This is a genomic window from Pseudomonas sp. PS01298 (assembly GCF_029959745.1).
Lineage (GTDB): Bacteria > Pseudomonadota > Gammaproteobacteria > Pseudomonadales > Pseudomonadaceae > Aquipseudomonas > Aquipseudomonas aylmerensis.
In genome coordinates this window covers 32,243-46,324 of sequence record NZ_JASCPP010000051.1, presented here as the reverse complement: position 1 = coordinate 46,324, position 14,082 = coordinate 32,243, and the positions used below count along the sequence as shown (strand labels likewise).

The following is a 14,082-nucleotide window of genomic DNA, read 5'->3' as shown; positions in this document are numbered from 1 at the left end:
TTGGCTGGCTGAAAGAAAATCGCAGGATCGGCACTCGCTATGACAAGCTGGCCAAGAGCTTTGCAGCCATGGTCACCTTGGCCTGCAGCCTACGTTGCATGCGGCAATACTTTTCGTACAAAGCCTAGGGCTTGAACCGGCGATGTGCTACGCAGTCATCGAAGTCATCCCGATAGCGGACCCGGATCTCTGTCATGGCCATGACCAGGGCTTGCACCATCGGCTCCAGAGTCGCCTCCAGCTGATCCAGGATCTCAGGACCGACCTTTGATTTGTTGGCGGCTGTGCGCCCTTCCGTTGCGAATTTCTCCAGCGCAATCCGTACGTCCACCCCTCTCCCGAGCAGCTTGGCGCAGAGGTTTTCTGCCAGGGTCGGAGTTATGTCCAGCCCGTTCAGCCGTTCCACCTGCAGGAATGAAAACACCAGGTCGCGCTTGCAGCGCTTGTGCGCTGCACCGAGTTCCGCGCCGCAGTGGCTGGCCATCTGGCGCAAGCTGCCTTCCCGATTTTCCAAGTAACGGCGGTAACCATCGAGCCGGTCGGCGTACGCCGATTTAACGTCGTTTTCGTACAGCTGCAGCAAGTCGTCGCGTGACGGTATGTACATGGGAGGTGATCTCCTGCTGGTTCAAAGCCCTAACGCATACATACGTTAGGGCCTCACCGGCAGCAAGTCGCCTCGCCGGCAGCGGCCAGGCGGGGGCAACTGACGCCCTACGGTTATCAGTCGTCCCCGCCCGGCTGGGCATCAGCGTCGGGCGGCACTTCCACCAGCTCGCCGGCCTCAAGGAAACGTACGTCGCAGTCCAAACAGAGCAGCCGCCCGCTAAGGCCTGGCTTGCCCCACACGTTCAACTTGCAGCTGGGACAGGTGTACTTGCGCTTGTTCTTCGGATCCTCAGCCGGCGTTGCCGGCTGAATCAGACCCGCAACAGTCAGCGCCGGTATGTCGATGGTCGGATCCTCGGGCTGGGGTAAAGGCTCCCCACCTGGCCCGTACAGCTGCGTTGCGGACATTGGCACCCGCTGGGTGACGATATCGATCCAGGAAATCATGGCGCCGGTTGCGAGTAATTCGTCGCATGCCACATCGAAGGGACCGCCCTCGATGATGTAGTGCGTCATCTGCTGCCCGCACCGGCGCCCGCCAGGCTCACCCGTGTGCGAAGGCATCAGCCCGATGGCCTCCATTTTGTCGGCCCACTCGCGGTTGTGGTACCCGCCGCGAGACTTCTTCCCGAAGCAATCCTGCCACTGGTGCGCCTGTTCATGCACCAGCGTGGACAGCGTTTGCTTGATGCTGCGATGCGCGAAGTAGGCGCAGTTCAGCGCGATTTCATCGCTCTTACCCGAGCCATTGCGGCGCAGGAAGCGCGATGGCGAGTAGTAGCCGAAAGTGTTGGCCTTGCGCTGCAGGGTGAAGATGCAGCCAGGAAGCTGGCCACCGTACAACCGATCATTGAACCAGTTGTACGCGCCTTCGATTTCGTCATAGAGCAGCTGGCTTGGGGTTGCGGACATGCGGCCTCCATTTCTCGCACGCGAGAATCCCCTATGCTGATCGCTCGGAGTCAGGGGGGATGAACGTTACAGGCATTGTAACCTGTATCGTACGATACAGGTTACACATCAAAAAAAGGGGGCACGCCCCCTCACCGCCCGATCATAAAGCCGGCACCAACAGCAGCCAGCACAGCAGCGGCGCCGAGCGCCGCGCCGACCAGCAGCAACAGCGCCGTATACCGAATGGCCCGGCGTTCCGCCTGGGCACTGACTAGGTTCGCGGTGCTGCGGTTGATCTCGTTACCGATCCGTGCCGCCGCTTCACGCCCGGCCTGCACCAGGGCGTTGCGCTGTTCCTCCATCATCGACTCAAAGTTCAGCTGCGTTTGCAGCAGAACTTTGCCTGCTGCATCGCGTACGGCCTCGGACGTTTTAGCCGCCAGGTCGGCGTCGACCTGTTCCAGGCGCCGCACGATGGCGTCAAAGTCCTCCATCATTTGCGCGACCATCGCTTCGCGGGCCGTGGTCGGGTCCTTGGCCATCGATCACTTCCCCTTGCCGAACAGCGAGGCGTACACCTGGTCAAGGTTACGCGATGCCGACTTGGCCAGGCGCTGCGCGGAGATCATGCGAAGCGCATGATCTTTCTCGGTATCGTCCTTGGCATCGCGCAACTGGGCGCGGTAGTCCGTGGAGTCCTCCAGTACCTGCGTGACATTCATTTTCAGCGGGCGCAGGCGCTCGAAAATTTCGTTCGCGTACACCACAGCATCGCGCTTGAGGGTGAATTTCTTCTCGACTTCGTGGAAGCCGAACAGCGCCGCGAACGTCTGCGGGATATCGTCGGCGTCATCGATCTGGACCTTGTTGAAGACGACCAGGATCTTTTTCGCTGGCACGCCGAGCGCGGCCAGGGTCTTGATGGTGTTGATGGTGTCGACCTGCTGCTTTTTCTCCGGCACAGCCGGCACCACGAAGAAATCGATATCTTCGTGGGAGCCGTCGTACTGGCCCATGAACTTGAAGAAGTCTTCGACGTTGGACGCGCCAACGTCGACCACCACTTTGTCCTCGGTCAGCAGGATCTCGGACAGCTCGCCAAACTGTTTGCCCTTGAGGCGTTCGATCTCGGCGGCGGTATCCGACGCACCAGCATTGATGGTTTCAATCGCAAACCGTAAGCCGCCGACTCGCGGCCAGATCAGGTTGTCGGAGAGTGTGGTTTTACCGGAGTTGCCGGTGAAATTCACGGTGACGGTTCTCATGTGCGTTTCCTTCTGCTGCGCGCTGCGCTTTCATATCGATCCAAGTCCGAGGCGTTCTGATCGTCCCCGGGATTCATGAGCCTGCTCAACTCTGCCGGCCCCACATGGGGCCGTTCGTCCGCATCTTGGCTCGGGTCTGTATCGTACGATACACCTCCTTCAACTGGTGGCTCGACCTGCCGTGCTGGTTCTACCGTCCGTTGCTCTGGTACTGGATTTTGCGGTGCCGGTGCTGGGTTGGCCACGGGCGTGCTGTTCTCGCGCTGGGCTTTGCGATACCGGTACAGGTAGCTCTTGAGCGTGTCCATGCTCACCTCGATGCCTTGGGCCTTGAGCACATCCAGAATCGCCTGGCGTCGAACACCTGCCTTCAGTTGCTTCTCAATCACTGGCATGACCTGGCGTATTTTCGCTGCCTTGGTCACTGGTTCGACTGCCAATAGTGCTGCCTCAATATCCTTGCCTGCCATTTTGCACCCTACCTGCACCTACATTGCATTTATACAGCATCCTACTCACCCCCCACCTGTAGTCAAGCTAAACCCCCTTTGCGCTCAATCTACAGCCTTACAGCACCCTAATTGCCTACCCCTAGTCCTCCGCATGCTACGGCCTTCGGCCTAGGCCCTAAAAACGCCCTTAACAAGAGCATCAACTTCGACCCTTAACAGGGTCAAAGTCTCAATACACAACACGCACCTCCCTGGCGGGAGGTGGAAGCCGCGCCGTGCCTGCGTCAGCGGCGTTTTGTCTTGATTGGTGCCGTGATACGATTGTATTACAAAGTAGTCATTTGAGCCATATAAATCAAGGTTTTTGTGTGATACGTTTGCATTACAAGAAAAGTGCGTTACCTTTGGAGGTGTGTGACACCTATTTTCCAGGGGAATTTGAGGGAACAACGTGGGCAAAACAGTACCCATTCGATTCAACACCGAGCAGCTGGCCAGGGTTGAGGAAGCCGCTGCGCTGGCCGGCTACAAGCACTTGTCGAGCTACATTCGTGACCGCGTGCTGGCCACCGACAAGGGGGGGCGGCAGCTGGATATGGACAGCTGGGCAGAGCAGCAACGCATGCTTGGGTTGCTGGAAAACATCACCCAGGAACAGGCACGCAGCAGAACCATTCAGGCCATAGCGGTCTATCTGCTGCGACAAGGAACGGCACAGGGCAAGATCAATGCGCTACGCGCTGAACTCCAGCACCTGGTCAGCAGCGAGGATGCGCTGGCAGCACTATTGCCCGACCTGGCCGAGGACATTGAGCGTCTATCAGGAGAGGACTGATGCACAAACAAGAGGTTGATTCAGCCGCTATGACAGCGGGCTTTGGTTTACCGATCGCTGGCTGGCTGGCCGGTACCCAGTTGGCGCAGCTGCCACTGGCTCCGTTCCCCGCAGCATTCAAAGACACACTGCACAACGGCTGGCACGAACCTCTAGTGCTGGGGACAACCATTGCTGCATCCGTGGTTGCTGCAGGGCTGTGTTACTACCTGTACGAATATTGTGATGACGGTTTCCGGGGTGAACGATTCCAGCAGTGGCTGCGCGGATCCCGCATTCGCAACTGGCATTTCGTGGAACGGAAAGTCAGCGCCCGCAACGCCAAAACCAACCGTGAACGCCGCAAGAAGGGTCAGGAAAAAGCAGCGCCAATCATGATCGGCAAGCTGCCGATGCCCTTGCACCTGGAAGACCGCAACACCATGATCTGCGCGTCCATCGGCGCCGGTAAGTCGGTGACCATGGAGGGCATGATCGCCTCGGCACTCCGACGCAATGACCGGATGGCCGTGGTCGATCCCAATGGTACGTTCTACTCCAAGTTCAGTTTCAAAGGCGATTACATCCTCAATCCCTTTGACGCCCGCTCTGCAGGTTGGACGATCTTCAACGAGATCCGGGGCGTCCATGATTTCAACCGGATGGCCAAGTCGATCATTCCGCCACAGGTCGACCCCAGCGACGAGCAGTGGTGCGCGTACGCTCGCGACGTGCTGTCGGACACAATGCGCAAGCTCATGGAAACCAACAACGCCAACCAGGACACGCTGGTAAACCTGCTGGTGCGTGAGGACGGCGACACCATCCGGGCGTTCCTGGCCAACACCGACTCTGAGGGTTACTTCCGCGACAACGCGGAAAAGGCCATCGCCAGCATCCAGTTCATGATGAACAAGTACATCCGACCCCTGCGCTACATGGGCAAAGGTGACTTTTCGATCTACCGCTGGGTGAATGATCCCGACGCCGGCAACCTGTTCATTACCTGGCGTGAGGATATGCGCGACACCATGCGACCGCTGGTGGCCACCTGGATCGACACCATCTGCGCAACGATCCTCAGCTCCGAACCAATGACCGGTAAGTGCCTCTGGCTGTTCCTTGATGAACTGCAGTCGCTGGGCAAGCTGGAGAGCTTCGTACCTGCAGCGACCAAGGGCCGGAAACATGGCTTGCGCATGGTCGGCAGTCTGCAGGACTGGTCCCAGCTCAACGCCAGCTATGGCCGGGACGATGCGGAAACCCTGCTGTCTTGCTTCCGAAACTACGTCATCCTGGCCGCAGCGAACGCCAAGAATGCCGATATGGCCAAGGAAATTTTGGGTAATCAGGAGGTCAAGCGGTTCCGCAAATCGTGGACGGCAGGCCGCATGACGCGAGCCGAGGAAATCAAGCTTGAACCGGTCGTGATGGACTCGGAGATTTCGAACCTCAACGACTTGGAAGCCTACGTCAAATTTGCCGAGGACTTCCCCATCACCAAGATCAAGACGCCATACGTCGATTACAAGGAACGGGCACCGGCAATCGTCATTGGCCAAGCTGCTTGACGGGGTAAGCGATGTTCAACGTGACGCTGATCAAAGGTGACAACCAGTACGCGGCGGCGGGCTACTTCTCCAACGCTGACGATTACTACGCCAAGGAGGCACACGGCGAGTGGCAAGGCATCGGTGCCGAGCTGCTTGGCCTGGAGGGTGCCATCGACCAGAAGGAACTGGCCCGCCTGTTTGATGGAAAGTTGCCCAATGGCGACCGAATGGCCAAGACCTTCGACAAGGAAACCGGCACGCGGCGAATGGGCCTCGACCTCACGTTCTCCGCGCCAAAGTCCGTCTCGATGCAGGCCCTGATTGCCGGCGACAAGGATGTTATGGCCGCGCATGATCGGGCAGTTACCAAGAGCATGGAGGAAGTCGAGCGCCTGGCCCAAACCCGTTTGAAGGTAAACGGCAAAACCATGCTTGAGCGCTCGGGAAACCTGGTCATTGGCAAGTTCCGGCATGAAATGAGCCGGGCCAAGGACCCGCAGATGCACACGCATGCCGTGGTCATGAACATGACCCGGCGCTCTGACGGTAAATGGCGGGCCTTGCGCAATGACGACATTTACAAGATCCAACCCCAGGTCGATGCCATGTACAAGGGCATTCTGGCTCAGGAACTCCGGGCGCTGGGGTATGAAATCCGGGTGTTGGACAACCAGGGTAATTTCGAGCTTGCCCACATATCGCGTGACCAGATCGAGGCGTTTTCCAGCCGCTCCAAGGTCATCGAGGATGCGCTGGCCAAAGACGGGAAAACCCGCGCTGACGCGACTCCGCTTGAAAAGCAGATCATTGCGATGGCCACCCGGCCCCGCAAGGATGAACGCGACCGCCATCTGGTCAAAGAGTATTGGGTTACCAAAGCCCGCGAGCTGGGCATTGATTTTGGCGCCCGCAGCCACCTGGATAACCGCGAGTATGCGCCACGCAATAACAGCCACGCCGAATACAGCCTGCCCGAAGGCATCACCCCCGGCCAGGCTGTCGTTCAGTACGCCATCAACCACTTGACCGAGCGTGAACAAGTGGTCGGAGAGAACGACCTGCGCACGGTCGCTCTACGGCGAGCTGTTGGGCTGGCCACCCCGGATCAGGTCAGTGAAGAGATCCGGCGCCTGGTCAAGCAAGGGACGTTGATCGAATCCCCACCGACCTATCGCATGCCCAACGGCGATCTCGATTCGCCGGTGCTGTCGCCTGCAGGATGGCGGGCGCACCTGCAGGAGCTGAAAGGCTGGAGCGAGAAAGAGGCCCGGCAGTACGTGGACAGGGCTATCAAGCGCGGCTCGCTGGAACCCGCCGAAAAACGCTACACCACGCAGAAGGCGTTGAAGCGCGAGAAAGCCATTCTGGCTATCGAGCGGACTGGCCGTGGCCAGGTCGAACCATTGATGACCAAAGAGCAGGTGGCCAAAGCACTGGAGGGATCCACCTTGTCTGCAGGCCAGTACCAGGCCGTAGAGGTGATCGTCAGTACCAACAACCGGTTTGTGGGCATTCAGGGTGATGCGGGTACCGGCAAAACCTACTCGGTGGACCGGGCCGTCAAGCTGATCGACTCCGTGAATGCGGCGATGACCAGCCGCGACTTGCAGGCCGGTACAGGCTACCGGGTTGTTGCCCTGGCGCCGTACGGTAACCAGGTGACCGCCTTGAAAAACGAAGGACTGGACGCGCATACGCTGGCCAGCTTCTTCCACACCAAGAACAAGGCACTGGACGCCAAGACCATTGTAATTCTCGATGAAGCCGGCGTAGTCGGCGCTCGCCAGATGGAACGGCTGATGCGAGAGATCGAGCAATCAGGCGCCCGCTTGATTCAGCTGGGTGACACCAAGCAGACCGAGGCAATCGAGGCCGGCAAGCCTTTCGCCCAACTGCAGCTAAGCGGGATGCAGACCGCCCGAATCAAAGAGATCCAGCGGCAGAAAGACCCCGAGCTGAAACTGGCAGTGCAGCATGCCGCCGAGGGACAACCCACCAAGTCCCTGGACCACCTGAAACACGTTGAGGAATTGCGCACGGCCAGCGAGCGGCACCAGGCCATCGTGCGCGACTACATGGCCCTCACCCCAGACCAGCGCAAAGAGGTGCTGATCGTTGCCGGCACCAACAAGGACCGGAAAGAGATCAACCAGATGGCCCGGCAGTCGCTCGGGCTACTGGGCAAGGGCAAAGAGTTTGAAACCTTGAACCGTGTCGACTCGACCGACGCGGAACGTCGGTACGCGCCCAGCTACAAGCAGGGCATGATCATTCAGCCGGAGAAGGACTATAAGCGGGCCGGTTTGGTCCGGGGCGAGCTGTATGTGGTCGACCAGGCGCTGCCTGGCAATGTCCTTGTGGTCAAGGACCGGAGCGGCAACCGGTACGAGTTCAATCCCCGGCAGGCTACCAAGCTCAGCGTGTACAAGCTGGAAAAGCCGGAGCTGTCAGTAGGCGATCTTATCCGCATCAACCGCCAGGATCCCAAGCTAGACCTCACCAACGGCGACCGCATGCGCGTTGTCAGCATCGAGGGCGGCGTGGTGCAGCTCGCGTCACTCAAGGAAATCAACGGTCAGCCCGAGCGCACCGTGAGCCTGCCGACCAACAAGCCCTTGCACCTGGAACACGCCTATTCCGCGACCGTACACAGCGCGCAGGGCCTGACCAATGATCGCGTCATGATCTCGCTCAACACCAAGAGCCGCACCACCTCGCAGAACCTTTGGTATGTGGCGATCAGCCGGGCACGGCACGAAGCCCGCGTCTATGCGGACTCCATCAAAGGTCTGCCGGCAGCGATTGCCAAGCGCTATGACAAGACCACAGCGTTGTCGCTGCAGCAGGAACGCGAGCGTCAGCGGAGGGAGTCGATTCAGCCGCGAAATGTGGCAGACGGGCAGGCATTGGAGCGCAAGCAACGCACCCGCCTGGAAGGGCCGAGCAGCGGGCATCCGAGGGTCTAATACAGCGCCTCCCAGCTCCATCCCCCCCCGCCTCCGTGCGGGGTTTTTATTGTGGAGTGTCGGATCGGGGCCGGTACGTCGTGATCCCCAGCAAAAAAAGGAGCCTAACGGCTCCTTTCCCTTCTTGCACCGATCTAGCGAGAGAGTCCGCCCATGCCTTTCGGCGTATGTGACAAGCTACGGTCCCCCAACTCTTTCACCTCTTTGCCGACTCCGATCCCCTGGGCAGCGTAGCGGATATCAATCACCTTGCCGGAGGGTGCGAACGTATCTGCCTTCGTGCTTACAAGGTCTTTTAATTGGTGGACTACCAGGGCGTTCTTACCTTCGTGCTTGATGGACTGGAAGGCTTTGTCTCCGTCCACATCGACAATCGGCCCCTGATAGGACTTCCCGACCTCTGGAGTCAGGTACTTCGTCTGGAGATTGTGTATCGCATCCTCTTTTCGACCAATCGCCCATTCGGTTTTTGCATCTGCTCGGCCTTCGTCAAACGCTTTGGACAGCTGCGGTATATTCGCCAACAACGGTGATTTCTCATTACCGCCGAAACCCGCAGCAACTGCGCTGTTATAGGCCTTGTCTGCATCTGCCTGGTTGCCTGTGATCCTGAATTTCTCCCAATCAGCTCTGGCGTCGATCTGATTATGCAGGTTGGATTTTTCAGCCATGCCTTCACCCTCTCAGAATTGCCCCTGACGGGGGCGTTGTGAAATCTTAAAAACCTTTGCCGCCAAATCCTTTTGGCTGGTGTGCCGGCACTTTGCGTTCGTGCTGCAGCTGGCGTTCCTGCACGATTCCAACCCCGGAGAACGGGTAGCGGATGGACAGATCCTTGCCCTGATGCAACAGGCCAGCTTTGGCGCTGCTCAAAGCTGCCCGTTCGTGCGCAACGTGGATGGTCTTCTGGCCGTCCATGACGGCTTGAATCACCTGGTTGTTGTGGAAGCCGACGATCTTGCCGTCATAGGTTTTGCCCTGCTCAGCTGCCTTGATGGCGGGCATATCCACCGGCTTCGCAATGGCCATCGGTTCGCCAGGCTTGCCCGAGGCGATGCCGGCCTGCTCGGCCTTGCGCAGCTCCAAGGCGTCCTTGAACGAGGCTTTGAACTCGGCGGCACCTGGCATGTTGTCGAACGGCAAATCCTTGTAATACTGCGTGCCCTCTTTGCCGACCTGCGCGAACACACGGGCGGCTTGCCCGCCCTGTTGAACCGTCATTACCGATTTATCTGACAGCTCAGCCTTGAACCAGGCGGCGCCGGCTTGCTTGGCGTCGGTGAACGTCTGCGGCTCCTGGCCTTTCTGGAGCAGCTGGTAAGTGGTCTGATCAGAGGTTTGCTTGTCCATGTGCATGCCTTCTCAGTAGGTTGGTTTGAATGCTTGGCCCTTTTCCCACCGGCTTTGCCAGTGGGCCAGGTACTGCTCAGCGAGTTCGGCGTCGTTCCAGACCACCAAAGCGTTTTCGCTGTTGTTGCGTGCAGCGGCGGCGGTGTAGTTGAAACTGCCCGTCTCAACGGCCTTACCGTCAATCACCATGAACTTGTCATGGTGTATGGCGTACGCCTTGACGGTGCGGGTCGGGATGCCTGCGCGGGCCAGCAGCGTCAACGCATGCTGGCCAGCCCGAGCGGCGCCGCCCTGAAGGTTGCCTTGATGATCGGCCACCACCGCCACATCGACGCCGCGCTGCTTGGCCGCGATCAACGCCTTTGTCACTTCGGGGCTGGTCATCATGTACGCCGAAAGGCGAATCGAGTTTTTCGCCACGCTGATGGTGCGCAGAACCAGGTCCTGCGCCGAACCTTCGGGAGAGAAGCCAACCTCGATCCGGCGCGCGCCGTCGATCAAAACCGGTGCAGAGGATGATTCCGGCTGATCTGCCGGCGCCTGGTCGGCCCTGCTCAGGGGAGTAGCCACGGCCATCGCCACGGCCAGGGCCAGGGATGCGAATGCGGACAACTTAGAAGCCACGCTGCACGCCCCCCCATTTGTCGTTGGCCGACTTCGCGCTGCTCTGGTCTTCCACGCACTGCGCTACAAAATCGCCCCGGGCTTCGGCAGTACGGGAAGGGCTGAACTTGCCGTGCTTGGTGCGGATGATGCTGAAATACTTGGTGACGTACTTGTCGCAATCGCCATCGCGGGTCATGCCCAGCAGGCACAACGTGGCCCCACAGGCATCGGAATCGCTTTTCGAGCCGTAGTCGTAATTGGTTGGCGGCTGCGGCAGTTCGGCGGCATGCGCCACGCTGGCGAAAGTCAGCGCAGCGAGAACAGTCAGAATTGGTGTGCGCATAGGAACTCCTTTTCTCGCGTGCGAGAAATCAGTTGATGATCTGGACAAAGGCCGGCGTCGATGGTTGTTGCTCCGCAACCGGCTGCGCCTTGGCTTGTTCGAACTGATCCGGCGACGGCTGCTCAAAGCGCTTGAATTCGCGCTTCGGCGGCTCTGCCTCGGCGTCTGTGTTCAAGTGAACCTGGATCTGCGGCTTGCTGGCTTGCTCAGGCTTCGCAGCGGCGACGGCCTGGCCGTTTTCATCGGTAAACGTCAGCCAAGCACCTTCCTGCTGATCAGAGGCCCTACGAGCGCGCTGGGGCGCTTTTCGGGCCGGTGCGCTGGTAGCGACTACCGCAATCGGCTCAACACCTTCTGCGCCCGCTACAGCCGGCACAATAGGGTCCTCAGCCGTAGGGTTCAGGGCACGGTCTACTACTTTCTCGACGTACGACATTTCACCAGGACGATCAGGCTTGAAGCCGCGCAGCTCGTTGCCGCTGTAGTACATCGAGAAGGCTTTCAACAATGCTTCCTGCTTGTCGCTGCTGGTAGTCAGCGCCTGCTTGTAATACTCCACAAGCAGGTTGCTGATGGCCTGCAGGTTGCGGCATGGCTCAAACACATCCTCATAGCTCAACCCGCGTGCGCGCATGTTGGTGACCAGCAGCTGGCCCAGGCCCATTGCGTACCGCTTGCCATCCCGTTCCAGTTGCTCAGCCGTGGCGATGGCCTCGCTCAAGGACTGCGGTTGACGCTGCAGGTGCGTGCCCACTACACCAATGGCGTATGGGTTGAAGGTCGATTCATTGCCGATCAGCGCTTTGAGCGTGGACGGGTGGACGGTCGGCGCGCATTTAGCGGCAAGCTCCGAGAACCGAGTCGGCTGGGCTTCCTCAGCATGCGCGAGCGCAGTAGCGCAGACGCTGGCCAGCAGCGCCAGGGTGAATTTAGGCAGCTTTCGCATATTGCACCTCCGTGATGATGCGTCGGCCATCAAAGCCGTACTCCCACTGGATCACTACGTCGATCAGATGCCGAGAGAACTCGATCAACTGGTTTTTGTTCATGTCCGCACCGCCACGCGAAGCCATCGACGCCAGGCGGTCAAACATCAGATCCGGCGAGTCGGCGTGAATCGAACTCATGGTGCCGCTGTGGCCGGTGTTCATCAGTTCCAGGAACGGGAACGCCTCACCGCCGCGAAGCTCGCCCATGATTGCCCTGTCGGGCGTCAGGCGCAGGATGGATTCCAGGTGATCAAACGGCGTGACACGGGCCTTGCCTTGGCCACCCCGCGAGTAGATCAGGTGAACCACGTTCTCCCCTGGCGGACGCAGCTCGCGGGTGTCCTCGATGGTGACGATTCGCTCATTGCGTTCAACGTGCTGCATCAGCTCGTTGAGGAAAGTCGTTTTGCCGGCGTTGGTACCGGCAGAAATCATGATGTTCTTGCGCGCTTTGACGATGCCCTTGAAGAACTCGACCCAACGCTTGGCCCTGTACAGCTCCACCAGGTGATCATCGCTGTACTGGCCGTGGTCGCGGGGCTGGTTGATGAACTCGAATGCGCCAGAGGCTGCGTACTGATCCAGGGAGATCTGCTTACGGCCAGGCTTACGGATACACACGATCCCGCCGATGTGCTGCTCTACAGCCGGGGCCAACACGATCTGTACGCGGTAGTCGCCGCGCTCGTTGTCAGCCACGTTGTCGTCAAGGTTGATCGGTATACGACCCGACAGGATTGGGGTGTAGGCGCTCACCTCCTGGTCAGTGTGAGCGGCAATCAGGCTGGCCAGCGATTTGATCAGCCCAAGCGATACACCTTGAACCGCGACCGGGCGCATGAACCGGCTATTGCGGTAGCCGGCAAATACGTTGTCTGGACCGTTGATGGCGATCTCCGTCACTTCCGGGTCATCCAGCATCGGGGCAAGCGGACCCAGTTTTGTGCGAAAGGATGCAATCTCAGACATAACCCGTCCTCAGTTGATGAAGGTGACGCCGCCGCTTTCGGCGCGTTCGGCCTGCTTGGTGAATACCTTGGTGAAGTCCAGGTCGCGCTGCAGGTAGATCACGACACGCGACCCATGCGGCACGGTCACAGTCGGCTGGATATTGGCGTAGCGGCCCAGGATGGTCTGTGCCGAATCGGCGGCGGCTTCCTGCACCTCACTGCGGTAGCGCGACGACGAGTTCTCCTGATCACCCGAGGAAACGCCGCTGTTGGAGGCACCGGCGCCGATGATCGATACCGCTGCAGCTACCCCGAAGATCTGCGCCCAGTGGTTGTCGACCACACCGCCCTGGCCTGCTGTCCCCAACTGGTCGGTGCCGGCGCTGTTCAGTGGAATCTCCATGGGCGGGCGACCATCCAGGCGCGGAATCCGCACAAAATTCCAGATGGTGAACAGGCGCTCTTGGCCTGGCATCAAGCTGGCGTTGTAACTGCCACACACCAACGATCCCCACGGGATCATTACGAGGCGACCTTCTGCGGCGAACACGTTCTGCGCAATGGACGCGCAGATCTGGCCCGGCAACTGGCTTTGTGCGCGTGGCTGCAAAGTCGCCTCGATGACGGCGCCCTGCAGGACCTTGTATTGCAGGTTCTCCATGGCGCGGGCTTCGGTGAATGGCACGCTTTCGCTGTAGGTGGAGGCGGCGAATGCGTCATTCGCGTTCATGTGGCCCTGTGAGCCACGGCCACCGCCCAACAGCGACCCACCACCGGCCTGCTGACCATCACCACCCTGCTCTGCCCCTTGGGCAAAGCCTTCATCCTTGGCGGTCGCGAAGATGGCGGAACGCTGCCGCGCAGCAAGCATTTTTTCCCGCTCTAACTGGGCCTGCATTTCCAGCTGTTGCCGGCGCCGTTCTTCATCGCTCATGCCGGCCCCTTGCTGCTGCCGATCAACGACCGAACGCGGCGTGTCAGCCGGAGCGCCTGGCTCGTTGCTCACCGGCGCGACCTTTGCGGCCTCCCGGCGCGGTGGCGGATCCTGCACCTTGCGCGGGCTGGCCGCGACCAGTTCTTCCTTCTTCAAGGTGTCCTTGTTCTCGGTTTCTTCATCGCCGTGGGTAACCATGTACGCGAAACCGCAAGCCACTACTGCCGCCACAGCAATCGCAATACCACTGCGCTTGCTGTTACCCGGCTTGCCCTTGAGCATCGAGTTAGATTCGTTCCACTCGCGGATCTCTTCGTCGCGGGTCTTTTCTTGAGGTTGAGTCGGTTCGTTGGCCAT

At 59.6% G+C, this 14,082-nt stretch carries 15 protein-coding genes and 1 pseudogene; 4 read left to right on the top strand and 12 right to left on the bottom strand.

The genetic code is table 11. The annotated features are described in order from the left end of the window. Positions 1-128: pseudogene (locus QMX97_RS18450) on the top strand (IS5/IS1182 family transposase); the annotation flags it as partial. On the opposite strand, the gene QMX97_RS18445 reads toward QMX97_RS18450, so the two are convergent. The 5 genes from QMX97_RS18445 to QMX97_RS18425 form a co-directional block, all read right to left on the bottom strand. Beyond that, positions 125-607, bottom strand: coding sequence for a hypothetical protein (locus QMX97_RS18445; RefSeq protein WP_078457182.1), 483 nt, complete (start codon positions 605-607; stop codon positions 125-127). The pseudogene QMX97_RS18450 and the gene QMX97_RS18445 overlap by 4 nt on opposite strands. Positions 608-723: 116 nt before the next feature. Then, positions 724-1,521 (bottom strand): SprT-like domain-containing protein, encoded by a 798-nt coding sequence (locus tag QMX97_RS18440; protein WP_078457181.1) that lies wholly within the window; start codon positions 1,519-1,521, stop codon positions 724-726. Positions 1,522-1,652: 131 nt separating this feature from the next. After that, positions 1,653-2,045: a hypothetical protein gene (locus tag QMX97_RS18435; RefSeq protein WP_078457180.1), complete on the bottom strand. Its 393-nt coding sequence runs from the start codon at positions 2,043-2,045 to the stop codon at positions 1,653-1,655. A gap of 3 nt (positions 2,046-2,048) precedes the next feature. Continuing rightward, positions 2,049-2,768, bottom strand: a complete 720-nt coding sequence (gene stbB, locus QMX97_RS18430) for a StbB family protein (protein WP_078457179.1) — start codon at positions 2,766-2,768, stop codon at positions 2,049-2,051. Then, on the bottom strand, positions 2,765-3,238 hold the full coding sequence (locus QMX97_RS18425) for a hypothetical protein (RefSeq protein ID WP_282363997.1): 474 nt from the start codon (positions 3,236-3,238) through the stop codon (positions 2,765-2,767). The genes stbB and QMX97_RS18425 overlap by 4 nt, the downstream gene beginning before the upstream one ends. A gap of 433 nt (positions 3,239-3,671) precedes the next feature. Here QMX97_RS18425 and QMX97_RS18420 point away from each other — a divergent pair, with 433 nt between their 5' ends. From QMX97_RS18420 to mobF, 3 genes are read left to right on the top strand one after another with little or no spacing between them, the layout of a single operon-like run. After that, on the top strand, positions 3,672-4,055 hold the full coding sequence (locus QMX97_RS18420) for a hypothetical protein (protein WP_225231712.1): 384 nt from the start codon (positions 3,672-3,674) through the stop codon (positions 4,053-4,055). Further along, entirely contained in the window at positions 4,055-5,605 is a 1,551-nt protein-coding gene (locus tag QMX97_RS18415; protein WP_282363998.1) for a type IV secretion system DNA-binding domain-containing protein, read from the top strand. Before QMX97_RS18420 ends, QMX97_RS18415 begins: the two co-directional genes overlap by 1 nt. 11 nt (positions 5,606-5,616) lie before the next feature. Then, positions 5,617-8,553: a MobF family relaxase gene (mobF, locus tag QMX97_RS18410; RefSeq protein ID WP_078457176.1), complete on the top strand. Its 2,937-nt coding sequence runs from the start codon at positions 5,617-5,619 to the stop codon at positions 8,551-8,553. A gap of 134 nt (positions 8,554-8,687) precedes the next feature. On the opposite strand, the gene QMX97_RS18405 is transcribed toward mobF, so the two are convergent. Genes QMX97_RS18405 through QMX97_RS18375 form a run of 7 tightly spaced genes read right to left on the bottom strand, consistent with a single transcriptional unit; the run spans position 8,688 to position 14,082 of the window. After that, positions 8,688-9,224 (bottom strand): hypothetical protein, encoded by a 537-nt coding sequence (locus tag QMX97_RS18405; RefSeq protein WP_078457175.1) that lies wholly within the window; start codon positions 9,222-9,224, stop codon positions 8,688-8,690. 46 nt (positions 9,225-9,270) lie between these two features. Further along, positions 9,271-9,903: a hypothetical protein gene (locus tag QMX97_RS18400; RefSeq protein WP_282363999.1), complete on the bottom strand. Its 633-nt coding sequence runs from the start codon at positions 9,901-9,903 to the stop codon at positions 9,271-9,273. Between the two features lie 12 nt (positions 9,904-9,915). Then, a complete protein-coding gene (locus tag QMX97_RS18395) occupies positions 9,916-10,479 on the bottom strand; it encodes a phospholipase D family protein (RefSeq protein ID WP_078457183.1) in 564 nt (187 codons plus the stop codon). A 37-nt stretch (positions 10,480-10,516) separates the two neighbouring features. Next, the gene (locus tag QMX97_RS18390; RefSeq protein ID WP_078457174.1) at positions 10,517-10,852 is read right to left on the bottom strand and encodes a TrbM/KikA/MpfK family conjugal transfer protein; all 336 of its coding nucleotides are present in this window, start codon (positions 10,850-10,852) and stop codon (positions 10,517-10,519) included. Positions 10,853-10,880: 28 nt separating this feature from the next. Beyond that, a complete protein-coding gene (locus tag QMX97_RS18385; RefSeq protein ID WP_282397348.1) occupies positions 10,881-11,828 on the bottom strand; it encodes a transglycosylase SLT domain-containing protein in 948 nt (315 codons plus the stop codon). Beyond that, complete coding sequence (gene virB11 / locus QMX97_RS18380) at positions 11,782-12,810, bottom strand: P-type DNA transfer ATPase VirB11 (protein WP_282364001.1); 1,029 nt, start codon at positions 12,808-12,810, stop codon at positions 11,782-11,784. Before virB11 ends, QMX97_RS18385 begins: the two co-directional genes overlap by 47 nt. 9 nt (positions 12,811-12,819) lie before the next feature. Beyond that, entirely contained in the window at positions 12,820-14,082 is a 1,263-nt protein-coding gene (locus QMX97_RS18375; RefSeq protein ID WP_078457171.1) for a TrbI/VirB10 family protein, read from the bottom strand.